This window comes from Psychroflexus sediminis (assembly GCF_900099815.1).
Lineage (GTDB): Bacteria > Bacteroidota > Bacteroidia > Flavobacteriales > Flavobacteriaceae > Psychroflexus > Psychroflexus sediminis.
Genome location: NZ_FNCW01000017.1, coordinates 1 through 26,877, shown reverse-complemented (window position 1 = coordinate 26,877; position 26,877 = coordinate 1). Strand labels below are relative to the sequence as shown.

At 33.6% G+C, this 26,877-nt stretch carries 20 protein-coding genes and 1 pseudogene; all 21 read right to left on the bottom strand.

Annotated features, from left to right (window positions below; translation table 11 throughout):
• Window positions 1–536 precede the first annotated feature (536 nt).
• A complete protein-coding gene (locus BLP81_RS12675; RefSeq protein ID WP_093369920.1) occupies window positions 537–1,826 on the bottom strand; it encodes an OmpA family protein in 1,290 nt (429 codons plus the stop codon).
• A gap of 406 nt (window positions 1,827–2,232) precedes the next feature.
• Window positions 2,233–2,865, bottom strand: a complete 633-nt coding sequence (locus BLP81_RS12670; protein ID WP_093369915.1) for an acetyltransferase — start codon at window positions 2,863–2,865, stop codon at window positions 2,233–2,235.
• Window positions 2,866–2,888: 23 nt separating this feature from the next.
• Complete coding sequence (locus tag BLP81_RS12665) at window positions 2,889–3,491, bottom strand: sugar transferase (RefSeq protein ID WP_093369912.1); 603 nt, start codon at window positions 3,489–3,491, stop codon at window positions 2,889–2,891.
• Between the two features lie 79 nt (window positions 3,492–3,570).
• The gene (locus tag BLP81_RS12660; protein ID WP_093369908.1) at window positions 3,571–3,936 is read right to left on the bottom strand and encodes a GIY-YIG nuclease family protein; all 366 of its coding nucleotides are present in this window, start codon (window positions 3,934–3,936) and stop codon (window positions 3,571–3,573) included.
• Between the two features lie 203 nt (window positions 3,937–4,139).
• Window positions 4,140–5,357 (bottom strand): glycosyltransferase family 4 protein, encoded by a 1,218-nt coding sequence (locus tag BLP81_RS12655; RefSeq protein WP_093369903.1) that lies wholly within the window; start codon window positions 5,355–5,357, stop codon window positions 4,140–4,142.
• Between the two features lie 321 nt (window positions 5,358–5,678).
• Window positions 5,679–5,942: a hypothetical protein gene (locus BLP81_RS12650; protein WP_176752721.1), complete on the bottom strand. Its 264-nt coding sequence runs from the start codon at window positions 5,940–5,942 to the stop codon at window positions 5,679–5,681.
• On the bottom strand, window positions 5,943–6,734 hold the full coding sequence (locus tag BLP81_RS12645) for a glycosyltransferase family 2 protein (RefSeq protein ID WP_093369899.1): 792 nt from the start codon (window positions 6,732–6,734) through the stop codon (window positions 5,943–5,945).
• Window positions 6,727–7,812, bottom strand: a complete 1,086-nt coding sequence (locus BLP81_RS12640) for an EpsG family protein (RefSeq protein WP_093369895.1) — start codon at window positions 7,810–7,812, stop codon at window positions 6,727–6,729. Before BLP81_RS12640 ends, BLP81_RS12645 begins: the two co-directional genes overlap by 8 nt.
• Complete coding sequence (locus tag BLP81_RS12635; protein ID WP_176752720.1) at window positions 7,802–8,896, bottom strand: glycosyltransferase family 1 protein; 1,095 nt, start codon at window positions 8,894–8,896, stop codon at window positions 7,802–7,804. The genes BLP81_RS12640 and BLP81_RS12635 overlap by 11 nt, the downstream gene beginning before the upstream one ends.
• Window positions 8,889–9,929: a glycosyltransferase gene (locus BLP81_RS12630; RefSeq protein WP_093369890.1), complete on the bottom strand. Its 1,041-nt coding sequence runs from the start codon at window positions 9,927–9,929 to the stop codon at window positions 8,889–8,891. The genes BLP81_RS12635 and BLP81_RS12630 overlap by 8 nt, the downstream gene beginning before the upstream one ends.
• Complete coding sequence (locus BLP81_RS12625; protein WP_093369887.1) at window positions 9,922–10,869, bottom strand: glycosyltransferase family 2 protein; 948 nt, start codon at window positions 10,867–10,869, stop codon at window positions 9,922–9,924. Before BLP81_RS12625 ends, BLP81_RS12630 begins: the two co-directional genes overlap by 8 nt.
• Entirely contained in the window at window positions 10,862–12,001 is a 1,140-nt protein-coding gene (locus tag BLP81_RS12620) for a polysaccharide pyruvyl transferase family protein (protein WP_093369882.1), read from the bottom strand. Before BLP81_RS12620 ends, BLP81_RS12625 begins: the two co-directional genes overlap by 8 nt.
• A gap of 2 nt (window positions 12,002–12,003) precedes the next feature.
• Window positions 12,004–13,014, bottom strand: coding sequence for a nitroreductase family protein (locus tag BLP81_RS12615; protein ID WP_093369877.1), 1,011 nt, complete (start codon window positions 13,012–13,014; stop codon window positions 12,004–12,006).
• Window positions 13,011–14,462 (bottom strand): MATE family efflux transporter, encoded by a 1,452-nt coding sequence (locus BLP81_RS12610; RefSeq protein WP_143002839.1) that lies wholly within the window; start codon window positions 14,460–14,462, stop codon window positions 13,011–13,013. The genes BLP81_RS12615 and BLP81_RS12610 overlap by 4 nt, the downstream gene beginning before the upstream one ends.
• Before the next feature lie 52 nt (window positions 14,463–14,514).
• Complete coding sequence (locus BLP81_RS12605; protein ID WP_093369867.1) at window positions 14,515–15,534, bottom strand: NAD-dependent epimerase/dehydratase family protein; 1,020 nt, start codon at window positions 15,532–15,534, stop codon at window positions 14,515–14,517.
• 141 nt (window positions 15,535–15,675) lie between these two features.
• A pseudogene (locus BLP81_RS12600) lies at window positions 15,676–16,353 on the bottom strand (UDP binding domain-containing protein); the annotation flags it as partial.
• A gap of 140 nt (window positions 16,354–16,493) precedes the next feature.
• Window positions 16,494–17,438 (bottom strand): hypothetical protein, encoded by a 945-nt coding sequence (locus BLP81_RS12595; protein WP_093369862.1) that lies wholly within the window; start codon window positions 17,436–17,438, stop codon window positions 16,494–16,496.
• A gap of 8 nt (window positions 17,439–17,446) precedes the next feature.
• Window positions 17,447–18,895: an MBOAT family O-acyltransferase gene (locus tag BLP81_RS12590; RefSeq protein ID WP_093369857.1), complete on the bottom strand. Its 1,449-nt coding sequence runs from the start codon at window positions 18,893–18,895 to the stop codon at window positions 17,447–17,449.
• Between the two features lie 408 nt (window positions 18,896–19,303).
• Entirely contained in the window at window positions 19,304–20,716 is a 1,413-nt protein-coding gene (locus BLP81_RS12585) for a UDP-glucose 6-dehydrogenase (RefSeq protein ID WP_093369853.1), read from the bottom strand.
• A gap of 1,995 nt (window positions 20,717–22,711) precedes the next feature.
• Entirely contained in the window at window positions 22,712–23,881 is a 1,170-nt protein-coding gene (locus BLP81_RS12580; protein WP_093369849.1) for an ATP-binding protein, read from the bottom strand.
• A gap of 930 nt (window positions 23,882–24,811) precedes the next feature.
• Complete coding sequence (locus BLP81_RS12575; protein WP_093369845.1) at window positions 24,812–26,005, bottom strand: ATP-binding protein; 1,194 nt, start codon at window positions 26,003–26,005, stop codon at window positions 24,812–24,814.
• Window positions 26,006–26,877: the final 872 nt, after the last annotated feature.

The following is a 26,877-nucleotide window of genomic DNA, read 5'->3' as shown; positions in this document are numbered from 1 at the left end:
TTCCACCTCGTAACGCAAACCGTTTCACTCGTGCATTACTCCTTCACCCTTTCCTCACCACTTTCTTGTTTTCATACCTCCATAAAAAGTAGGCCGGTTTTTTAATTATCGATTGCTTTTTCTACTCCTCCACTATACTACTATTCCACTATACCACTACACGGAAAACGGTGAACTGTAAACCGTCAACAGAATTAATCCCATAAAAAGTAGGCCATTTCCACTATACCACTATTCCATTACACGAATACACAAAAAACGGTGAACGGTGAACTGTCAACTGACCTAACCCATAAAAAGCAGCCCTTTTCCACTATACTACTATACCACTACTCCATTACACGAATACACGACTACACGGAAAACGGTGAACAGTGAACAGTGAACAGTGAACTGTCAACTGACCTAACCCATAAAAAGCAGCCCTTTTCCACTATACTACTATTCCACTATACCACTACCCCAATAAACGACTACACAAAAAAAATCCCTGTCAGCGGATGCTGGCAGGGATTTTTACATCTGTGAGTTATTTCTTATTTCAATTCGAAAGACACACGTCTTACGATTTGTCTTGCTTCTTCAGAATCTTTATCCACTGAGCTGTCAACACCTCCGCCTTTATAGCTTAAGCGAGACGCATCGATACCGGTTGCAATAACGATATCATAGACTTTCTTAGCCCGGTCTTCGGATAATTTTCTGTTGTATTCTGTATTTCCAATCTGATCTGCATAGCCGGTTAATACCGCCTCTGCATCCGGATGCGCTCTCATATACTTAACGATCTGGTTGATGGCATCCAGGGAATAATATTCCGGCTGGGTGCTGTCAAATCTGAAATAAACATTGATCAGGTCATCGTTAGCATCAGGTTTTACGCCTTCTACTCCGGCAGCATAATAGGTTTCTTCTGCATATTCTTTGGTGACATACATTTTTTCGAGAGACTGTTCCAGTTCGTCCGGAATGCCATTTTGGTTCCTATCGATAGACTCTCCTTTCGTATTCACGGCCACACCGGAAGTGGTGTTGGGTTCTCTGTCTAAATAATCTGCAACGCCATCCTTATCGGTGTCCTGCAAATCACGCTGTATCTGAGCCAGTTCATTTTCGAGTTCCGCCACGCGGTCTCCAAACAATTTCTTTGGGGAGTTATCCACCCAGTCCGCATGTCTTTCGTGGTCCCCAAAATAAATGGATAAGCCGGCAGTAGCCGTAGCAATCATGCCATCAAAGTTTTGGGTCTGGCCGTTATTAAAACCGTCCAATGTTAGATTTTGATCTAAAGTTCCAATAACCGAAAGATCTACATTGATGGCAAACCGATCGGATAACTTGATCTGAGGGGTAATCCCGCCCATAAAGTTCAGGTTGGTTTCACTTTGATTGGCTGCGGCAGCATTGGCCGGTAAGCCAATATTGGTTATACCGGCACCCGCGTGGAACAATAAATTGAAACGCTGAGTGAATTCCCTGAAGCCGAGTAGGTTCCCTAAATTGGCTACCCCTTCCAGGTTAGCACGGAAAATTTCAGTATTTCTTTCAGGACCATTTACAGCAGCATTAGTACTTTCAAAATAAAGTCCACTGACTTTAAATCCGAACTTATCATTAAGCATATAACGTGCTCCCAGTTCAAAGGCTAAATCTTCCATCACCGTATAGAAAGGAATATTTTCTGATACGGGAGTCGAGGCTTTGGCCACTCCCAGGCCTAAGTCAATAGAAAACTTGTTATAATCCTGAGTGGTCATTCCTTCCTGAGCATAGCTCGACAGGGAAAAAGCTGAGAGGATGAACGTGAGTAAGGTAATTTTTTTCATAATTCTGATTTTATCAAAAACAAATATATAATCTTCATGTTAAATAAAATGTAGAATTAAATGAATATTTTATGAATTGTAGTGGATTTTCTGTCAAATACTTAGACATTTTGTTTTAATTTGTTATAAGTATATATAAGTTGCTTATTCCGTTAACCTGGCCGGACTTGGATTCTCCTAAAGTTGACTCCCCTGGCTTTGAGAAAACAGACTCATTCACAGGATTTTAGGTGGTGAAATCCGAGCAGAAGGTATAGACCCTAAAACGAAACTGCCCGCGTTACCTTGGAAAGCAGGCCTGCCCGCGTGACGCAGTCAGGCAGGCAGGTTCTGTATGACAAAGCTTTGGTTCAGGATCACAAGGAAAGAGAATATCACCAGGTATTGAACGCAGACATCGCAGAATCTAGAGGGGCTTTGCAGGAATACCGACTGCTGTACAATTGGCCGGTAGTGATTTTGAAACCACGGCTCCAGCTCCAACAATTGTATTTTTGCCGATTCCTAATTGATTAATAATTTTAGCTCCTGTACCAACGTAAACACACTCTTCTATTACTACTTCTCCCGAAATATTAACTGAAGGCATAAAGGATGAGAATCTTTTAATTTCAGTATCGTGACCTACTGTACAAGATAGATTTAAAGTAACAAAATCTCTAATTTGAATATTGCATGTAATGATTGAGTTAGCGCAAATCACACATCCTTTTCCTATTGACACATCGTCTTTACCCATCAAAACATTTGGGTGTATAAGTGACGGGTACTCAAACTCTGATTTCTCAAGTTTTTCAATAATGGTTCTTTTTGTCTCAGGAATACCAATTCCTAAGGCTAAACAAATATTGTCCTTCCTCTCAATTAGTTCTGATATACCTCCTAAAAATGGTAATCCATTTATTAAATCAGGAAGTTCTTTATTATCATCATAAAAACCTAATAGATCATACGTTGGTTTAGATTCATTAATTTGATCAATCAACATTTTGACTTCGCGACCAAAACCGCCCGCCCCGATTATTGCTATTTTTTTCATTTAAAAGTAGATTTAGACTTCATTTAATTCCCTTTAAACTTTTCTGCAGTGGCCTGGCCCCCTTGGTTTATACCTTCTGACTTCACCACTTTCTTCAGGGTTAAAAATAGAATTTTTAGATCTAAAGTGAAGCTTTGGTTATAAACGTATTCCACGTCTTTTTCAAATTTCCCCTTCCAGGATAATGCGTTTCTGCCATTGACCTGTGCCCAGCCGGTGATGCCTGGTTTCACCTGATGGCGTTTTCGTTGCTGGTCATTGTATAGAGGTAAATATTCGGGCAGTAAAGGTCGCGGTCCGACTAAGCTCATATCGCCTTTCAGCACATTAATCAATTGAGGCACTTCATCCAATGAGGTCTTCCGGACAAATTTTCCCACTGCTGTTAGGCGTTTTTCATCGGGTAATAAATTCCCGTTCTTATCGGTCGCATCGTTCATGGTCTTGAACTTGATGATGCTAAATATCCTTTCATCTTTCCCAGGCCGTTTTTGAAAGAAAAAAGGTTTACCGCTGTTGGCAATGAATAAGAGTAGAGTAACTATAATAAAGATTGGACTCAGTAGAAGTAAACCTATAAAGGCGGCGAGGAAGTCGAGAAAAGGTTTTATGAGGTTTTGGTACATTTTGGTTAGTGACTAGTTGATATGTAAGATGCTGATCTCGATAGCTGTCGGGACAGGATGACAATTAAAATAACGCGTGTCACCCTGAACCTGCCTGACTGCGACACGCAGGCAGGCTTGTTTCAGGGTCTAGGTCTGGGTCCTTGCCTAAAGGCTTATACAAATCCTTCCACTCTGGATTATCCTGTTCTATTAAATTTATTTTCCATTGTCGATGCCAATTCTTTAACTGTTTTTCTCTTGCGATGGCATCTTCAATGTACTGAAACTCTTCAAAATAAACCAAGCGTTTTAGTTTGTATTTTGAAGTGAACTGACTGCCCTCTCCTTTTAGATGTCGCTCCATCCTGTCATCTATTCCACCGGTTACGCCGATGTATAAAGTTCCTCTTGTTTTGTTTGTGAGGATATACACAGTATAATTATGATGGCTTCGTTTGGGCATAGAAACATTTAAGATGCTGAAATAAATTCAGCATGACAAATTGAGTTTGTTTGTGAGGAGATACACAGTGTAGTTGTGATGGCTTCGTTTGGGCGTTATATGATGATAGATTCTGATCCCGATAGCTATCGGGACAGGATGAGAATGGTTTGGATCAGCATGACAAAAAATAGGGTGTGTCACCCTGAACCTGCCTGACTGCATCACGCAGGCAGGTTTATTTCAGGGTCTTGTTCAGGTTCAAGACCCCGATCTTTCCCCTTCTCCTTCAACAAACATTTATACTCCTCCAGCAAAGCTTCCCAAACAAGTTTTTGGTCAAATAAGGTTTTCACTCTCATCCTACCATTTTTTCCATGTTCTTTTTTAAGTGAAGGTTTATTATAGTATTCTAAAATTGAATTATATAATTGATCAATATTTTTATATTCTACCAACTTACCAGTTTTATTATTTTCAATTGCATCTCTTACTCCTGGAATATCATAAGCTATAACAGGAACCTCTAAAGAATTAGCTTCTGCAGCAACAAGGCCAAAACCTTCTCTTTTAGTTGGAAATAATAACACGTCGAAATCACAAATTACATTTTCAGGATCCTGAATTTCATCTATTACTTTCAAATTTTCAAAATGATGTAATCCTAATGCTTTTAATCTCTCTCCAATAGTTGGTTTAATTTCATTTGGCCCTACAATTATAGAATAAACAGGCAAATTAGCCTGCTCTAGTTTCTTTATGACTTTTAAGAAATCTTCAATGCCTTTATCAAAATGGATCCTGCCTACAAAACCAATTATAAAATTAGATTGTTTCAATGTTTTAGAAAGATATTTGTTTTTATAATTTATCTTTTTAAGATTAAATTTGTTTTTCCAATCTATGCCATTTATTGTACCATTTGCAATCACTTTTATTTTACTTTTCTTACAATATTTATTTGAAATTGCAAATTCCCTTAAACTAGGACTCACTGCAAAAACCCTATCAGCTATAGTACAAGTTGTTTTCTCTATAAAATAAAATAATCCCTTAGAGACTTCATTACCATTACTGGAAACCAGTCCATGCATCTGATAAATTATATTTTTCTGAAAAGCTAGCTTACCTGCTAATGCTCCAATAAATGAGGCTTTAGGAGTATGTAGATGTAATATATCAGGTTTTATATTTCTTATTTTTATGTAAATCAAGAAAAAGCTTTTTAAATCAGCAAAAATGGATGTTTTCCGTTCTAGTGGTATAAAATGTAAATGTGCGTTTTTTTCACGAGCTTTAATTTTACTACTAAAATAGCCGTCGTCAGGTAATATAATATGAACTTCAAAACCATTTGATGCTATATAATCAACTTGCTTATCTAAAAAATAATAAACTGACTGGGGTGCAGAAAAAATATGTAAAAGCTTCTGATTTTTCATTTTAGTAGAAGTTCACTTTTGAGATTAAGTCTTATGAAGTTTTAAAAACCCTTTTTTTTTATACTAATTTTGAGAGAGCTGTTTTTTTTGAAAAAGCGATAATATACTCATGAATTTGAGTAACCTTATTATTACAGATCTCATAAAAAGTTTGATGTAACTTTGAAAAAAAAATTATGTTTTAGAATCATTAGCATTTCATTAGTGCAAGCTGCTAAATGTTTTTTGTTAGGAATATTATTTTTATACTATTCTGTTTTCACAAAAAAATCATTGAATAAGTCCTTTTCTTTTTGGCTTATTATTGAAATCAGAACTTTTCTAGACTAACAATACTAAGACACTAAAAAAATAATACGCACCAGCAGAAACCATGCTAGCCAAAAATTGAATTGGCGTGATCTGTCGCGTCATCTTAACTTCCTGCACCTTCACTTGTTCGTAACCCGACACCTTTTTCAGCTGTTCTTTTGGTCCTGAGGACACACACAAGACCTCAAAAAACGCACTCATAAATCTTGGCTGACCTTTGATTAAATACTGAAGGGACAGGGGCACCGTGGTTAAGCGGACGAGTTTAGGCATTTAAAATTTAACTTGATTTCTAGTTCTAAGCAACATCTTTTCTACTTTAAAGATTGAAAATATAAAATACAAAAAACCTAAAATAAAACTTTTTATATATTTTTTTACCCAATACAAATCTTTTGATTTTTTAAACTGCTTCCAAAAAGTAGGTAAAGCTTTAAAATACTTTTTATAATAACCTGAGCTCATCTCCCTGTAATACAGTAAAGGCTCAGTGGTATATTTAAAAGTAGAATTTTGAGAAGTTTTTCTCCATAAAACTGCATCTTGTGCTCTTTTGGCATGCTCGTCATATGGATTTTGTAAGAACCACTTTCTAGTAGCCATTATTGTTGGGTGGATAAAACCTACGCAATCATTTATTTCTTTTTCATTCTGAGAATAAGCATACCTTACTCCAGTAAGTTCTCCAGTTTCATCAATTGTGTAAACATTGGAACCTAATACATCAATACTTGTGTTTTCTTGTAGTATTTCAACTTGCTTTTCAATGCGAGTAGGATGCATTATATCGTCTGCATCCATACGAGCTAAAAAATGACCTTCAGCCATTTTTGCTATTTGATTTAACCGTACAGCTAAACCAAAATTCCTACCATCATTCAAAACTTTTGTGCGAGAGTCTTTAAAAGAGGCGATTAACTCTAAACTATTATCAGTTGAGCCATCATCAACTATAATCACTTCTATATTTTTATAGGTTTGATTTAATATAGAATCTATAGTTTCTTTCAGATAGCTAGCATCATTAAAGATAGGCAAGCCAATACTTACCAATGGGTTATTCATAATTGATAAAAAATATAAAGATAGAAATCAAAAAAAACGTTGGTAAGATGTAATCAAACCTTTTTGGCTGAACTATAGTAAAAAGCTGACCTATAATCAAAGGAATAACTACCCATGAAAATAGACCCCAACGATCAGAAAAGGGTATCTGAAACGCCATAAAAAATAAAGCACTAGCAAGGATGTAGTAATTTAAAAGCTTTTCAAAATCAAGACTATTTAGTCTATATTTTTTTAAATATAGACCTATAAGTAAAAAAACAGTGTTAAAAACAGCAAATTGAGGCTTAAAACCAGTAATGTATTTTGTTTCTTTTTCTTCTAGATAAGACAAACGCTTATCCCCTTCCATAAGTTCTGTAATGAACTCAGGAAACAAATTTAAAACACCATAATTCAAAAATGACAAAACCAAAGCCGCTATATAAATTAATAATAAATGCCATGACTTTAAAAATTTAAATCTGGCGACAAAAAAATATAAGATAATTGGAATTAATGCAGTTAGATGTAAAAAAATCGCTATTAAACATGCTAAAAATATTTTTTTGGTTGATCCCTTATTTAGTATAAATGCATAAGCTAGCAATAAAAACATTAGTGAATTCCCTTGCCTAACTACATTAATACTTAAACTCAAGCTAAAGAAAAAAGAAAGGAAGGCAAATAGAACTAAGTATAAATTGATTTTATAATAATTGCATATTTTTTTTAAGGCAACATATAAGGTTATGAAAAAAATAGCCGCATCAACTACTAAAAAAGCCTGATAACTATAACCTAAATATTTGACCAGAAGCATAACTAAATAGTACAAAAAATCTGCACTAAAACTTATAGATGAAATATCGTTCCAAGCTTTGAAATAATTACCTGTATCTGTACCCACATTATAAGCTCTGAGTCCTACAATAATTGTAATTAATAAAATAAAAAAATTAGGAAGTACGTCTGATGAAAAAAAGTCTTTACGATGCTGATTACTTACTAAAACCTTGGAACTAACTAATAAAGCACCAAAAGCAATTAAGGCGTATATGGATTGAAATAAAAGAAAGAAACTTGGTCTATCTATCATTTTTCATATAGATTTCTAGTAAGCGATTTGCATTAAATTTAGCATCGTAACCTTTCGCTTTAATTATAGTAGCATTGTTTAGATTTTCTACTTTACTTTTTTGTTTTAAAATAAAATCTACCCATTTTTCAACAGTATTAGTAATTGGCAGAAAATCTACTAATCCTATCCCAAAATCAACCTCATCGGATATTTGATTAGATATTAATGAATATATACCTATAGCCTGCGCTTCTACCAAAACAACGGGAAAACCTTCATGTATGGATGGCATGATGTGTAAATCTGCACCTGCCATTAATTGCGGTACATCACTTCTAACTCCTAACAAGGTTACGTTACTTTGTAAGCCTTTTTGCTCAATTGAATCCTTAATTTGTTCTTCAAGAATACCTTGTCCGACTATGTACAAGTGAAAATCTACTTTTTTCTTTTTTAGTTCTTCACAAACAGCTAAAGTAAATTGATGATTTTTTACTTCTTGAAGCCTCCCTACTTGAATTAATTTAAGTGTAGATTTACTTACATTGAATTTTTTTTCAATATAATCTTTCTGCTCCTTACCTATTTGATGAAAATAATCCACATCAATTGAATTTGGTAAAACTGTAAATTCTTTAGAAGAAAAGAGAAACTTTCCTGCTGCTTCACCACAAGCAATAAAGTGGGTGCTAAAGTTTGCTATCAAAGACTTGGATAAGCTTTTGTATATTTTTGATAAAACACCTGAACCTGATGAAGATGTATTATGTGAATGTGCAATTCTCATCGGAACTCCTGCTAATTTTGCTGCTAATAAATTAAAGCCTATATTGAACAAGGTATGTGCCTGAACAATTTGATAATTAGTAGATTTTAAGAATTTGTAAGTCTTAAAAAATCTATGCATCGGATTTCTAGCAATGACTCTATGAATTTTTCCTCCTAGTTGCTCAATTTCTGAATCATAATCACAAACTTTTGATTTAAAGTATAAAAAATCAAACTGTACTTTACTTCGGTCAATGTTTCGATACAAATTCATGACCATGGTTTCAGCTCCTGCACGATCCATCCCTCCAACGATATGTAGTACTCTAATCATTACCAACTAATTTTTTCCATTCTTGAAAAAACAAACTTTGACTAAAATTTTCTCTATTAATAAGTGCCTTTTTATACAAACTATAATATAAATCTTTATCCTCAATTAATGATTTAAGGTTATTTGCCAACGAGTTTATTGGTTCATTATAGTCTGCAATGAGGGCTGAATCTTGGACTATACCAACTGCAGATGTTAAATGACTGAAAACAACTGCAGGCAATCCAAAACACTGGCTTTCAATTAAAACCAAAGGAACAGCTTCTTTCCTAGAGCTTAATACAAAGATTGATGAGTTAGCATAAACTTCCTCTATATTCTTTACTTTTCCCAGTAAATTTATTTTTTCAGTTTTATTAATGTTGTATTGATTTATGAGTACATCATTTTCACTTTCGTCTAAACCTATTATATCTAATTCCCAATCAGTTTTTATTGTTCTCCAAGCTTTAATTAAAATATCAAAACCTTTTACTTTGGGGTTATTACCTATGGCCACTACCTTTTTGTATTTGTATTTATTTTCAGGATTTAAAGGCTGATTGATAGAAACTGGGTTTTGAATTAATACCATTTTTGAATCAGAAAGTTTCATTTTTGACTTCCAGTCTGTTATTTCTTTTTTTGAAAGTATAACAAATTTATAAGCCTTTAGAATAGCATAGAACCTTGAAACTTTAAAAATAAATTTGTCATAATTAGATTCTAATGAAAAATGTTCCCAGATAATTAATTTAGTTTTCGTTGGCAACAAAAACCCATTGAACAAGACAGAATTGGAATCTAAATTAATATAAAATGCTGTATTGTTTTTTTTGAAGTACTTAAAAATGAAAAGGTTTTTTTTAAGTAAACCCTTTGGAAGTTTGACTATCTTCACCTTCTCATCTAAATCATAGTAAGGTGCACCCGATACATTTACAAAAATGCTTACATCATAACTTTTCACTAAGTGATTAACTAAAATAGAAAGCATTCTTTGTGTACCACCACTATCTGAAAGACTTGCAATTAAAAAATTTATATTAAGCATTAATCGTAGTCCTAAATTTAGTTTTTACTCTCAAAAACCAAATGATTAGATTAAAGTTATAAAAAGCAATAATTAGATACTTATCACTTAGCACAAACTTATTTTTTCTAAAAAAGAACTTATAATCTTCAATAATTTCTTTGCTTATTTTTTCTTGTTTTGATAATTGAACAAAATAATATTTACAAAGATTATTAACTTCCTTCTTAAAATCAATGACCATTTTTTTTTCAGATAAAAAGCTTACAAGTCTATCTATGAAAATTAAACGTTGTTTAATAATCGGATAGTCAACCGTAATTCTAGTTGCAGAATTTTCTCTAATTACTTGGTTATAGAAGACCTTATTTAGTAGTTTGAATTTACTAGATACAGCAAAAACTTTATACATGAATAACATATCCTCATTATGAGTCATATCTTCATCAAAAGTTATATTATTTTTAATTAAAACATCTCTTTTAATTAAATGTAGGCAGGCAGAAACGGGTTTTAGTGTGAGTTTGTTTAAAAAATCAATACTATCACTACAAATGATTTCTTTTTGGTTAGTACTAAAGCTTTGTATAATTCCATTTTTATGACTTCTTAATCCAAACTGTATCACATCAATATCGTGATTATCATGACTGAAAATTGATTCAAAGATATCATTATCCAAATAATCATCTGCGTCTAAAAAATAAACCCACTCACCTTTAGCAATTGTAAGTCCTTCATTTCTTGCAGAGCTTACTCCTTTGTTTTTTTGATTTATTAAAACTATCGATGGGTATTTTGTCTTAAAAGTGTTGCAAATTTCAGATGAGCCGTCTGTACTTCCATCATTGATGACTATTATTTCAATTGATTTAAAAGTTTGATTTACAACACTGCTTAGGCAATCATTCAAATAATTACTAACATTGTAAACTGGTATGATTATGCTTAATTTAATCATTACTTTTTAAGTTTTTCAAAAAATCATATGATCTAATTCTGAGTTCATCCAGTTTTTTATTGACACTTTCGTAGTTTATTTCTTGGGATATAATAGAAAAATCAAATGTGTTTAAATCTTTAACAAGCCTGTTTTCTAGAGAAAGGGAAGATAAAAGGGATGTAAATCTTGAAGCCCCTCTTTCGTTATTAACCAAACTTAAAAAAGGTTTTTCAAACAAGATTGCAAAAACAGTACCATGAAAAGAATCGGTAATTATGAAACTAGCATCGTGAAAAGACTTTAACCAACTTTCAATGCTAGGGTATTTATAATCTGGTATATCGTTATTTTTTGAAATTTTGTTATATGCTATTTTAGGCTGGTTACTAAATACTTCTAAATTCAAAAATTTAGAAATGTTGTTTATAAATTCATTTTTTTTTGAATTCTTATCAAGAACATAATTGTATAATCCATCTCTTTTAAAATTTAAATCTTTAAATAATTTGATATATTCATTTGCAGTTAACAGTAAAGCTGGATCCAAAACTACTTCGGGTGTAACGCCGAATTTATTTTTAGATAAATATTTGCCAGTGTGTTCTCTCACTGATATATAGTTGAATTTTTTTATTAGTCTTTTGCATTCCCTTTCTTCTGTGTTTGAATACTCCCAGTCTTCCGTTCCAAATGATGCAGCATAAGACATTTTAATAATATTTATATCTTTCAAAAAATCTAAATAAAAATTATATAAAAAATTACTATACGCTGGTCTCCAGATCTGATCACTTCCAGTAATTACAGCATGGTAATTGTTCCTAGCAAATGTTTTTTTTAATTTCTTGTTAGAGTTTATTACTTCAGTTATATTAATATATTTATTAATAAAACCAGTTATATTAGAGTATATTATTTCTTCTTCTGATTTTGTAAACTTTACTTTGTTCCTTAATATTTTCTTCTTGACTATATCATTTTTAACAAACGAAAAGAAAGACCGAAATAATGATTTTTTATTGCTACGTCTATTTATTGTTGTGACTTCAAAATTGTTTTTTTTCAAGAATTCTTGTAAAGCATAATTTTGTATTAATCCACCATAATTTTTTCCTAATGGTAATGTTAGAATTGCAATTTTTTTTTTCATAACTAAATTATATATAAATTTTCGTCGATTGACCTTCTCTTCGATAGGGTGGTTCTATATTTTTCTGGAGCAATTCCAATAGGAATCAAGCAAATTACTTTTTCATTCTGTGGAATATTCGTGATTTCTTTTAAAACATTTTCTTTATTGTGCTCTTTTGCCCAATTTGCAGGGCAGTTTGCTACTCCATAATAGTTTAATGCATAAAGCAAGTTCATTAAATAAATACCACCATCTATGAAAAATTGATAACGCTCACCTACTGAATAAAAATAATTAATATCATTAGTCAGAATAATTAACTGCTCTAAGTTATTATCATATCCTTTGAAACCACCTTGTAAATTAATTAAGTGTCTGACTTTGTCTTTATTGTTAACAAGGTAAACTTTAGATGATTGTCTATTACAAACAGATGGAGAAGTATTAGCTAATTTAATAACTTTTTGAATTATATTAATTGAAACTAATTCGCCTGTAAATTCTCTAATACTTTTTCTACTATCTACAAATTTCATAAAACTTAAATTCTGTATATCATTCAAATTTGCTTTATTATTAAAAACAACGCCACTAAAATTTTCATCATATTTTTTATCAAGTTTTTTTTTATAAAACAAGTATTTTTCATCTGAGTAATAACTAGAAATATCCGTATTTACTTTTTGATGTATTTCATAGTATTTACATAATAAACTCATAGAAACTAATACTTGTGAAGTCATTTCCGATTTGATGTTAAGATATCTTTCAATCAAATTATGCATTTGAATAACTTTTTCTTTACCAAACTGTGGTTTCATTTTTTTAAAAAGCATTCCTTTCTCAAGAGAATGATAGTTGAGTATCAATTTTGCTTCTATTTGATTTAAACTAGATTGATTAAAAATTAAAGAATGCTTCTTATAAGATACAAAATCGAGGTAATAATTTAAGGCTAATCTGACAAAAGAAACTGCTTCCGAAGCAATACTTATGTAAAATACTTTCAATTTACTTTTAATAATATTCATAATTTATTTAAAATTTGTCTGACTTTATTTCTCTCACTTTTTCTCAATCCTAAAAAAAATATAATTAAACAAGTAAGTATTAAAATCACAAAAGAATTTAATATGAAATATATTAGGTTATTTGTTAATATTGAATAAAATCTATTAACAAAATATAAAGTCAATACCAATAAGGTTACAACATAAAAAATTCTAATTAATACATATTTTGAAAAATCTAATGGTGATATACCAAACATTTTTTTTAAAAACATCATCCTTATTGCTAGGGTTAAAAACGTTATTAAAATAAGAATATAAAATACACCTTCAGGTATATTAAAAAAAAGCAGGTAAGTATAACTTAATGGTAATGTAAGAAAAATAAAAGAACCTACAATTGCTTGATAATTTCTGATTTTACCTGTTGCTTGTACAGCTGTTATTAAAGAATAAGAAATACTATCTATCATTATGTAAATAATAGACAAGACTACAAAAATTGATGTTTTCTCGGGTACATCTTTGAGCCATAATTGAAGTATAAAATCTATATTAATAATTACAGGCATACCTATAATTAGGAGCAAAAAAAAACTAAATTTAGAAGTGCTGAAAATTAATTTTTTCATTTCTTCAAGATTGCCCTGCGCATAATATTTTATTATTTGTGGGTTTACCGCAACTTGAAAGCTAGATACAAACGTTCCAAAAGCTGATTGTACAACAGCAGAAAGACCATAAGCAGCATTAATTACAGTGCTAAAAAAAAGATTCAAAACTAGGTTTAAACCTTGGGTTCTAGAAACTGCTGCAAGATTACCGAATAAACTCCACCCAGAAAAACTCAAAAGCTCGTTAAAATAACTTTTATCATATAACATGCTATAACCACTTTCAGTAAATTTTTTGTTAGTATAAGCTTGATACATTAAATTAATAACCAAATTTAAAACAAGAACTAAAATTGCATGAGTAATAAGTTTATCTTCACCAAAGTAAATAAGCGATATGACAAATAAAAGTTTAAGTAGCACTTCAAAAATTCCTATATAAGCATATACTTGCATTTTCTCTCTGGCTATAATTAATGCATTAAACGGCACTTGAACAACTTTGAGTATAGCTGCTAAGACAGAAGCCTGATAAACAATATTAACAGCAAAAATTCTATCCTGTGGAAAAACCATTTTTGTATTTACGTACCATAAACCAATTGTTTCCGATAAAATTAGAATTAGAATAGATATTAGTATATGTATTGTAAAGACAGAACTAAATGTTTTTTTTAGCTGTTTGTCGTCCCCTTTACCTATATCAAAAGAAAGATATCTTTGTGTTGCTGATGACATTGCTGCATTTAAAAAACCGAACATTGCCACAACGCCCCCAACAAGACTATATATTCCATAATCAGATGCACCTAGTTGCTCAAGAACAATCCTTGATGTATAGAGTGATACTATCATGACAAGGAACATTCTTATGTAAAGAAAAATGCTGTTTTTAGCAATCCTTCTATTAACCGATGCAGTCATTATAATATTTATTATACCAAACAATAAACTTTTCAACCCCAACTTCAATTGGAGTATTTGGTTTATACTGGTAATCTTTTTCTAAATCAGCTGTATCTGCCCAGGTTTTTTCTACATCGCCAGGTTGCATGGATAACATATTTTTTTGAGCGGTTTTACCCGTAACGTTTTCAATGGCTTCTATAAAATCTAATAACTTTACAGGATTCCCGTTACCAATATTGTACAAGCTATACCATTTATCCTCAGGTTGGTCTTTTAATATGGTTTTTTGGACTCCTTCTACAATATCTTCTATATAGGTAAAGTCGCGAGAGAGTTTACCTTCATTAAACACTTTAATGGGTTTGTCGTTAAGAATAGCATCCGTAAATAAAAACATGGCCATATCTGGTCTTCCCCAGGGGCCGTAAACCGTAAAGAAGCGCAATCCTATAGTTTGTATATCGTATAAATGGCTATAAGTATATGCCATGAGTTCATTGGATTTTTTAGTCGCTGCGTACAAACTAATAGGGTGATCTACTCGATCTGAAGTTTCAAAAGGGATTTTATCATTCATTCCATACACACTGGAACTGGAGGCGAACACCAGTTTTTTAACTCCTGCATGTCTTATGCATTCCAATAAGTTCAGAAAGCCAACAACATTCGAATCTACATAAACGTTAGGATTATCAATGCTATATCGAACCCCTGCCTGAGCCGCCAGGTTACAAACTATATCAAATTCAAACTTGTCAAACAACTTAGGAACTTCGTTTCGGTTTTCCAGATCTAATTTGATGAATTGAAATTGTTTCTCATACGTTTCACTACTCACAAGTTTACCTTCAGAAACTTCGTTAACTCCAAGCTGTTTTAACCTATCAAGTTTTAATTGAACTGAGTAGTATCCATTGATATTATCCAATCCGATAACCTGGTGTCCAAGGTCAAGAAGTTTCTTTGATAAATGGTATCCAATGAATCCAGCTGCACCGGTTACTAAGATGGTTTTCATTTTTTTAATTGGTTTATTGTTAACATTTTTCAGTTGTCAGTGACTTGTGATTCGTGACTGGTTATTTTTAACTTTTTTTTCATTTCGATAAACGGTAAACTGGCAACGCTCAACTTTTTTCACTTACACAAAAAACTGATATCACTTTACTGCAGTATTACTTTTCCCGAGGCTAAACAATTGAAACCCGATTTTTGTGAGATTTTTGAGGTCTAAAATGCCACGTCCATCAAATACAAAAGCAGGCTTCATCATATTCTCATATACCTTTTGCCAGTCGTAATCAGCAAACCCGTCCCATTCTGTCAGTATGGCTACCGCATGGACCTCTTTCATGGCTTCATAAGGATTACTGACTACAGTGATGCGTTTATGGATAGCTTCCGGATCCAGTGTTCCCAGATTTTCCAGGTCAGTTATGATTTGTTCTTTCTTCACCTTGGGATCGTAAATACTGATATTGGCCTGTTCCTGGAGTAATTTTTCGGCTACGTAAATGGCTGCAGACTCCCTGGTATCGTTGGTGTCTTTTTTAAACGCCCAGCCCAGGAATGCAATTTTTTTGTCAGCAACCGTATTATACAGCGTTTTTACGATTTTCCTGGCAAAGCGGTGCTTTTGGTAGTCGTTCATAAGGATAACCTGCTCCCAGTAGTCGGCGACTTCCTGCAGACCCAGCGAACTTGCGATATAAACTAAATTAAGTATATCTTTTTGGAAACACGAGCCCCCAAAGCCCACCGAGGCTTTCAGAAATTTGGAGCCAATACGGCTGTCCATGCCAATAGAACGGCTTACCTCGGAGACGTCTGCTCCGGTGTAAGCTTCCACAAAAACAGAACCTTTTTAAAAAATTTAGTTAGTTAATTTTGATTTGAGTTAATAAGAAGTAGCAAATTTAAAAGTACTTCACTTTCTGTTTAACACTGACTTTTAATAAAAACTCAACCCTTGATTTATTAATTAGTACAATATTTCTTATACAAGCTGTTGTTCGTAAGTGCTTTCTCATTATGCAAGTTCAAGTCCAAAATTAATTTTCGAGTTATAATTTCAGCACCAAATGAATTTAAGTGGTCACCATCATAAAAGTATTTTTTAGGTAAAATTACTGATGAATAATCTAAAAAATTAACATTATTGCTTTTTAGCTTGCTTACTAAATCATTATAGACCTTAATAAATTTCTTTGGTGTTTGTTTTTTGTATTTATGATAAACTGGAAGATTTAAAAGGTAAAAATCTATGTCTTTTTCTTCACATAGGTTTATAATTTTATTCAAATATTCAATTTGAACATGACTTACTCTACGAACTTTTTGGTCAATATCATAAAAATGTATTTTAATTTTTTTATTAATTAATACTGTATCTAAATTTGATTTTGTAGTATCAAAATATTCACCAATATAACCATTCTTAATTTTTAGTATTTCTTTAATATTCTCTTTTAAAATTAAATTTGTTATGGAATAAAAGTCACCTTTTGAATTTTTGTTAATTTGTTTAAATCCATTCAAATCTAAGCTTAAAAAATATCTTGGATATAAATCTTTATAACGGTCTGAACCATTTAAAGCATATGTTTTTTCGTCTTGAAAAAATGTTAAATTATGTGTTGAAAAACCCAAAATAATTTTAGAGGGTTTGTTTACAGAAATTATCTTTTTTAATTTGAAATATGAGAAAAAGTATGTTTCACTTGACTGAGATATGTTGTTTAGTTGAACATTTAGTTTATCATTAATTCCAGTTTCAGAGTGCGAATCTCCAAGAATTATTACATTATTTGTAAATTCAGAAATGTTTCTTTTTAAGATTAATTTATCTAAAGGCCAAATTAATAATGGAATAATTATTAAAGGCGAAATAAAAAAAACAACCTTATTTATAAATTTTTTCATAATACTGCTTAAAACTGAAAATAAATAAATTGTTGTTCTTTTCCGGCAAACCAAAATATTGCTATAATAATTGCATAATACGTTATGTGTCTTAAAGGTTTATTTAGCTTAAAACCTATATTCTCAATTGCAAATTTTTGTTCTCTTCCTAACCATTCGATTATAACAAAAATCCCTATAAGTATAATTGTAATTAAAGCATTTCTCATTCCAAAAAATTTTGGTGTTTCAAAAAATGATTTTGATAAAATTTTAGAAATATAATTGAAAGCATGACCTATGTTTTCTGCTCTAAAGAATATCCATGCAAAAACAGTAAGCCCAAATGTGCCAAGCATAAGAAATAATTCTTTAAGTGTTGGTATGTATTTATTTTGAGCGACAATTTCTAAGTTATTCCTATTTTTTTTTGTCAGTAAAAGTGGTAAAAAGAAAATAGCGTTCAAAGCACCCCAAACAATGAATGTCCAATTAGCTCCATGCCAAAAACCGCTGACAATAAAAATGATAAAAGTGTTTCTAACTTTCATTAAAGTACCACCGCGACTACCCCCTAAAGGGATATAAAGATAATCTCTAAACCAAGTTGAAAGAGAGATATGCCACCTTCTCCAAAACTCAGCTATATCTCTTGAAAAATAGGGAAAAGCAAAATTTTGCATTAAATTAAATCCAAAAAGCCTCGACGTACCAATTGCAATATCTGAATAGCCTGAAAAATCCCCATATATCTGAAATGTAAAAAATAAAGCACCTAAAGCAAGCGAGCTTCCGTTCATGTCTGATGAATTATTAAAAATTTGATTCGCAAATTCAGCACAATTATCAGCAATAACTATTTTTTTAAACAAACCCCAAAGGATTTGACGCATACCATCAACAGCTTTATTATAATTAAAAGTACGTTTTTTGTAAAATTGTGGTAATAAATTGGTGGCACGTTCTATTGGTCCTGCAACTAATTGCGGAAAGAAACTTACAAATGCTGAGAAAGCGATAAAGTCTTTGGTTGGTTCTAATTTTCGTTTATAAACATCAATTGTATAACTTAATGTTTGAAATGTATAAAAGCTAATTCCAACAGGTAGAATAATATCAAGTGTATTAAAGCCTAATACAACTTGAAGGCCCGGGATCACATCGTAAAATGAATCTAAGAAGAAATTATAATATTTAAATACCCCTAAAAATCCAAGATTGACAATGATACTTGTCCATAGAAGTATCTTCCGTTTGAGTTGATTTTCTTCTCTTTTAAGTTGTAATCCTATTGTGTAGTCAATTAATGTACTAAAAATTATTAACGATAAAAACCTCCAATCCCACCAGCCATAAAAAATATAACTCGCAATAACAATCAGTGAGTTTTGAAGACTTAGATTTCTTTTTGTTACAAACCAATAAAGTATAAAAACTATCGGTAAAAAAATCGAAAATTCAATTGAGTTAAATAACATTCCTTATTTCAAACATAAAATTTTAATTATTAATATTTTTTTGCACAACTGTCATAAACTTTAAAAAAACTTGCTGATAGTTTGCGATATTATTACACCCATAAGGCTTCCTTCTTCCCCCTTAGGAATATCATATAAAAAAATCGTTTTAACTCAAATGGAATATGCGTAACTTCCTGAAGAAAAGTCAAGTTTCCCCCGATCATCCTCAATTTTGAGAAGCTTTAATAGTTTTACGGTCTTACACATTTTATCATATCAATTTTTTTAGTGACAAGTAATTAGTGACCAGTTACTTTTTCAATTTTAAGTCTAATGTTATCTCTTAAATTAAAGCTTTTAAATTTTCCGTTTTATAAACGGTAGACTGACAACGCTCAACTTTTTCACTTACACAAAAAACTGATATCACTTTACTGCAGTATTACTTTTCCCGAGGCTAAACAATTGAAACCCGATTTTTGTGAGATTTTTGAGGTCTAAAATACCACGGCCATCAAATATAAAAGCAGGCTTCATCATATTGTCATATACCTTTTGCCAGTCGTAAGCAGCAAACTCGTCCCATTCTGTCAGTATGGCTACGGCATGGGCCTCTTTCATGGCTTCATAAGGATTACTAACTACAGTGATGCGTTTATGGATAGCTTCCGGATCCAGTGTTCCCAGATTTTCCAGGTCGGTTATGATTTGTTCTTTTTTCACCTTGGGATCGTAAATGCTGATATTGGCCTGTTCCTGGAGTAATTTTTCGGCTACGTAAATGGCTGCAGACTCCCTGGTATCGTTGGTGTCTTTTTTAAATGCCCAGCCCAGAAACGCAATTTTTTTGTCAGCTACCGTATTATACAGCGTTTTTACGATTTTTCTGGCAAAGCGGTGCTTTTGGTAGTCGTTCATAAGGATGACCTGCTCCCAGTAGTCAGCGACTTCCTGCAGACCCAGCGAACTTGCGATATAAACTAAATTCAGTATGTCTTTTTGGAAACAGGAGCCCCCAAAGCCCACCGAGGCTTTCAGAAATTTGGAGCCGATACGGCTGTCCATGCCTATAGAACGGCTTACCTCGGAGACGTCTGCTCCGGTGACTTCACAGAGCTCGGAGATGGCATTGATGGACGATACCCGTTGTGCTAAAAAGGCGTTAGCGACCAATTTTGATAATTCTGAAGACCAGACGTTGGTCGTCAGAATACGTTCCTGTGGCAACCAACTGGCATAAATATTGACTAGCTGCTGCATAGCTTCACGTCCTTCTTCAGTATCATCACCACCTATAAGCACGCGGTCAGCATTTTGTAAATCTTGTATAGCCGTTCCTTCTGCAAGAAACTCGGGATTGGAAAGAATCTGGTAACTGACTCCGTTACCCGTATTGTGGAGTATGCTCTTTAAAGCCTCAGCGGTTTTAACCGGTAGTGTTGATTTCTCAACGATGATCTTATCATCTTTAGCCACCCGCGCAATTTGTCGGGCACAAAGTTCGATATACTTCAGGTCAGCCGCTTTGCCTTTCCCTTCTCCGTAGGTTTTGGTGGGTGTATTGACCGAAATAAATATCATATCGGCTTTATCTATCGCTTCATCTACTTCTGTAGAAAAGAAAAGATTCCTGCCGCGTGCTTCTTTCACCACCTCAGCCAGACCCGGCTCATAGATGGGTAAATTGTCTAGATTGTCGTCGTTCCAGGCGTTGATCCGGGCTTCATTAAGATCTACGCAGGTCACTTTTATATGTGGATTCTTTTGTGCAATGACTGACATGGTTGGTCCCCCAACGTAACCAGCTCCTATGCAACAGATGTTTGTTATGTTTTTCAATTTTTTATTTGTTTATGGTTGACAGTTTTCAGTGGCTAGTGATTTGTGACTGGTGATTAGTAACTGATTACTTTTTTTAGTTTTGAGTTTAATGTTATCTCTTAAATTGAAGCTTTCATTACTTTTTGCCATCGCCGCAAAAAGTAATCAAAAAAGTCTAGGCTTATTTTTATGTCTTTGAAAACTACAAAAGTGGTTCCACCTCGTAACGCAAACCGTTTCACTCGTGCATTACTCCTTCACCCCTGCTTCACCACTTTCTTGTTTTACTACATCCATAAAAAATAGGCCAGATCTTTTAATTCAGAAATAAATTTCACTAGTGATAATTTTTTATCGATAAACAGTAAACTGTCAACGCTCAACTTTTTCACTCACTACTCACTTCCAGAAACGGCTTCGCCGCGGTGAGTCCCATAAGCGGGAGCACCGTAGCTAGTAGTCTACATCACTACAACGTTGAAAAATGAGATCCTAAGTCAGTGTCGGCCTAGCGATTTGGCCTTTTGTCATGAAGAAACAGGATAAATTTTTCAATAGTATAGTAGCGTATAGATTTGGTTCTGCAAAGAAGGTTGAATTCTTAAAAAAAACCAAAGGAATTGGAAAGTATTTTTGTTCGTGTAGTCGAATAATCGTCTAATGGTGTATTCGTATAGTATAGGGTCAAGGGTCGAGGGGTCGAGGGTTGAGGAGTTGAGGGTTTAATGGTGGACTGGTTGGCTGGTTCACTGTTTTCTGTTTACAGTTGAGTGTTTTCGGTTTTTCGTGTAATCGTGTATTTGAGTATTCGAGTATTCGTATAGTCCAAGTCAAGGGTCAAAGAGTCGAGGGTCTAGGAGTTGAGGGTTTAATGGTGGACTGGTTGACTGGTTCACTGTTTTCTGTTTACAGTTGAGCGTTTTTAGTTTTTCGTATAATCGTGTATTTGAGTATTCGAGTATTCGTATAGTCCAAGTCAAGGGTCAAAGGGTCGAGAGTCTTAGGACGATAGACTAATAATTTATAATTAGTAATTGCTTTTCGTTTCCTAATTCCTACTCCCTAAAACCTAATTACTTAAAAAACTCCCTTTAGGGCTGGGGCAAAGAGTCTGTTTTCTGTTTTCAGTTGAGCGTTTTCGGTTTTTGGTGTATTCGTATAATCGTGTATTCGAGTATTCGTATAGTCCAAGTCAAGGGTCAAAGGGTCGAGAGTCAAAGAGTCTAGGAGTTGAGGGTTTGATGGTGGACTGGTTGACTGGTAGACTGGTTCACTGTTTTCTGTTTACAGTTGAGCGTTTTCGGTTTTTCGTATAATCGTGTATTTGAGTATTCGTGTATTCGTATAGTCCAAGTCAAGGGTCAAAGGGTCGAGAGTCTTAGGACGATAGACTAATAATTTATAATTAGTAATTGCTTTTCGTTTCCTAATTCCTACTCCCTAAAACCTAATTACTTAAAAAACTCCCTTTAGGGCTGGGGCAAAGAGTCTGTTTTCTGTTGTCAGTTTTCTGTTGCCAGTTTGTAGAGTCCTGAATAGGGTTGACCGTTTTTAAGCAGTAATTTTATCAAACTAACCGACTCATAAACTCATGAACTACTGTGGCTTCGATACGATCCCAACCAAAATGTCGGAATCACTCAGCCACCAGTTTAAGTCAGTCATTGAGCCTGCCTGCGTAACTTGAAGGCAGGCAAGTGTTTTGTCGATAGAAAAATGTATCGAAATGACGTTAATTATTCTCCCCATTATACTACTATACCACTACACCAATAAACGACTACACGGTAAACAGTAAACAGTGAACTGTCAACTGAAAACTGACTTACCTCCATAAAAAGTAGGCCGTTTTTCTAATTATCGATTGCTTTTTCTACTCCTCCATTATGCTATTATTCCATTACACAACTACACGGAAAACTATTCACGATTCACCGACAACTGTGAACAGTGAACAAATAAAAAGTAAAAGACTATTGACCACAGACCGGGGGCTATAGACTAAACCCTATTTCAATACATCAATCCAAATTGCCATAAGGGGATAGTGTTCAGAAATCCAGTCTCTATATCATCTTTTACCAAAAATCCTCTTTCGGCTTTTTGAATTTGCTTTAAGGTCTTTTGTTTTCCTCCGACTTCAAAATCTATGTCTTCAATTTTAAAATCTCCAATTTCAGAAGAAGTGACTTGATACTTCAGCTTCAACTGGTTTAGAAAGAAAGTTTCTCTAATGTTCCCTATATTTTGGTTTTCTTCTGCAATACTATAAATCAAATTAGTGTTGTCTAAATATACTTTATCAACCTTGCCCAAAGCTCGAATTCCCTTTGTTGGACTCCGTAATTGGGCAAGCATTCCCGCTTCTTCCATATAAAGCAGATAATCGGCTATGTTATTTCGACTAATTTTGAGGAGTCCTGCAATTTTAGTCATATTGGGTTTAAAAGGCACACTTTGAGCTACAATAGCCAGTAATTGTTTCAGTTTCCTTCCCGTCGATACATTCATTTCAGCATAAGTAGGAATGTCTGTTTCCAGAGTTTGGTTAATCACTTGCTGAAGTTTCAAACTGAAATCAGCTTCTTTGGCAAAGGGATAATATCCGGTTTTCAGATAATCCCTAAACAAAGGAAGCGGATGGGGTACTTCTGGTAAATCAACTTCATGATTCACTATTTTTTCCAGACTGTAAGACTCAACTTTTTTACGATGAAACAGCATTAAATACTCACGAAATGACAAGCCCTGCATTGTGTAAATTACCGCTCTTCGACTTAAATCGGAACTGCCTTTTTTAATATCCAGTACCGAAGATCCTGTAAAAATGACTTTCAAATCCTGATGGTAATCGTAGATGAGTTTGAGTTCTTTAGACCAGTCCGGATATTTGTGTATTTCATCTATAAACAAATACTGACCTCCAGACTTTACAAAGTCATCTGCAAGTTCGGTTAGACGGTTTTTAGCAAAGAAGAAATCCTCGGCGGTGACATAAAGGGTCTTTTGTGTATCGAGGTTGTTTTTGATGTATTGCAAGACTAAAGTTGTTTTTCCAACGCCTCTGGGTCCTATAATGCCAACTAATCTATTTTGCCAATTAATTTCATCGTATAAATAGCGTGTAAAAGAAGTTTCTACTCTACTGATTAACTGATTGGAATATTCAAATAAGGTATTCATAACTAGTCATTTATACAAATGTACACACAATTGCACTTATAAAGTGCGTTTTTTTTGGTTTTTGGCACTTAGACGGTGCGTTTTGGTGGTTTAGTCAAAGGTTTAGAGTTAAATAGTAGACTAGTTGTTCGTTTTCAGTTTACAGTTTTGAGAGTTCGAATAATCGTGTATTCGTATAGTCGGGGGTTTTTAGTCTGAGAGTAAAAGAGTCAAGGGTCAAAGGGTCGAGAGTCTTAGGACGATAGACTAATAATTTATAATTAGTAATTGCTTTTCGTTTCCTAATTCCTACTCCCTAAAACCTAATTACTTAAAAAACTCCCTTTAGGGCTGGGGCAAAGAGTCTGTTTTCTGTTAACCGTTTTCTGTTGTCAGTTTTTAGATTCCTGAATAGGGTTGACCGTTTTTAAGCAGTAATTTTATCAAACTAACCGACTCATAAACTCATGAATTAGTGTGGCTTCGATACGATCCCAACCAAAATGTCGGGATCACTCAGCCACCAGTTTAAGTCGGTCATTGAGCCTGCCTGCGTACCTTGGAAGGCAAGTGTTTTGTCGATAGACAGGGTGTATCGAAATGACGTTAATTCTTCTTCCCCCACTATACCACTACTCCAATAAACGACTACACGGAAAACGGTGAACGGTGAACTGTTAACTGTGAACTAACTTACCTCCATAAAAGATAGGCCGTTTCCACTATACTACTACTCCACTATACCACTACTCCACTATACGAATACACCACTACTCGACTACACGGAAAACGGTGAACTGAAAACTGTCAACTGACTTACCTCCATAAAAACTAGGCCGTTTCCACTATACTACTCCTCCACTATACCACTACTCCATTACACAACTACACGGTGAACAGTAAACTGTCAACTGAAAACTGACTTACAACACTACGAATAACTGAACCCATTTAATATAAAAACCCAAATAGCCAAAGTGGAATTTTATTTTCTGTACCATATTCTATGTTATCGGCAACGACATAACTGTTTTCAATACCTTTAAGCTGCTGACCTGTTTTATGACTTCCTCCAATTTCAAACGTGTAGGTTCCTGCTACTTTAAAATCTCCTTGAACAGTATATTCAATAAGGTGCTCATTGGATAATTGATTTGCGAAAAAAGTCTCTCTAAGGTTACCCATATTGGCATTGGTACTTGAAAACGCATAGTACAGGTTGGTATTTTCAAGGAATATTTTATCTGGTTTTTGGAGTTTAGTGATGCCTTTCGCGTCTCTGTATAAATTCCTGATGATTTGTGCTTCCTGAAGGAAATATAAATAACTTATGAGTGTATTGCGGTTGATGCCTATGCGTTCGCTTAGTTTACTGATATTTGGCATAAACGGCACCGACTGCGCTATAATATGAAGTAGTTGCTTCAGTTTATTGACGTAAGCAATATCCACTTTTCGCAGTAAGGGTAATTCTATTTCTAAAATCATGCTGATCACCTCTTCCAGTCTCTGGAAATACAAGTTCGGTGCTTCCTGGAAAAAAGGGTAATATCCACTTCTAAGGTAGTTCTGAAAATACTGCAGTGGTTTAACTCTGGCATTTAAATCCTGAGCCAATTTGACATGATCTGATAAAATCTCATTTAACTTGTAAACAGGAAAATTTTCCTTTAATATCAAATTTAAATATTCCCTATAAGACAGGCCTTGCATGGTATACACAATGGCTCTTCGACTTAGATCTGCACGTGCATTTAAAATTTCTAATAGAGAGGATCCAGTAAAAACGATTTTTAACTGCGGGTAATCGTCATAGATATTTTTCAATTCCTGAGCCCAGTTTGGATACTTATGTACTTCATCCAGAAATAGATATTTCCCTCCTTTTTTCACAAAGCTATCGGCTAAATCAATTAATTTATGTTCCGCAAACCAGATTTGGTCTAGGCTTACGTAAAGGGTTTCTTCATTGAGCGGCAGGTTTTTTTTGATATACTGCAATAGCAAAGTGGTTTTTCCTACCCCTCTGGCTCCTTTTATACCTATCAACCTGGCCTCCCAAGCTATATCGGTCATTTGCCCTCTTATAAAATCTAAAGAAGTCTCCTGTATTTTCCTTTGAAATTTTTCCTGAAAGTTATTCATGATTGCTTATTCTATTAAGCAAATATAGTATTAAATTGTATATTACGTTAAGCATTTTTAAGACAGCTGATTTGATTATAGGATAGTTTTCTATTTTTTGATTAATTGAATAATCGTATAAATGGGGAGATTTAGTCAAGAGTCAAGGGGTCGAGGAGTTAAATAGTAGACCAGTGGACTGTTTTCTGTTTTCAGTTGAGCGTTTTCGGTTTTTCGTATAATCGTGTATTTGAGTATTCGAGTATTCGTATAGTCCAAGTCAAGGGTCAAAGGGTCGAGAGTCTTAGAACGATAGACTAATAATTTATAATTAGTAATTGCTTTTCGTTTCCTAATTCCTACTCCCTAAAACCTAATTACTTAAAAAACTCCCTTTAGGGCTGGGGCAAAGAGTCTGTTTTCTGTTTACAGTTGAGCGTTTTTAGTTTTTCGTGTAATCGTGTATTTGAGTATTCGAGTATTCGTATAGTCCAAGTCAGGAGTCAAAGAGTCGAGGGGTAAATAGTGAACTTCTCACGACTTGAAGTTTTCGAAATAATTATGACTTCCATTCTTTTTTGCATTGCCGTAATCCCGATAGCTCCTATGTTTGCTTTTGGAATAAATTTTTAGTTTTACAAATATAAGTGAAAGAGGATAAGAGTCAACCGATGGCTAGATAATCATAAGATATATCGACCGATAGATATGACCTTATCCTTTTATATCTCGTAGAGTTTGAACAGAATGTAAGGAACCTTAACGGTATCCAGAATATCCAATCAGGAGAAAAGACGAACAGAGATTTTTCACTTTTAATTTTAAAAATTGAACATGTGAAAAAAGTTTTAAAGGAAGTTGCAGGTATTGATGTAGCTCAAATGGAATTAGTT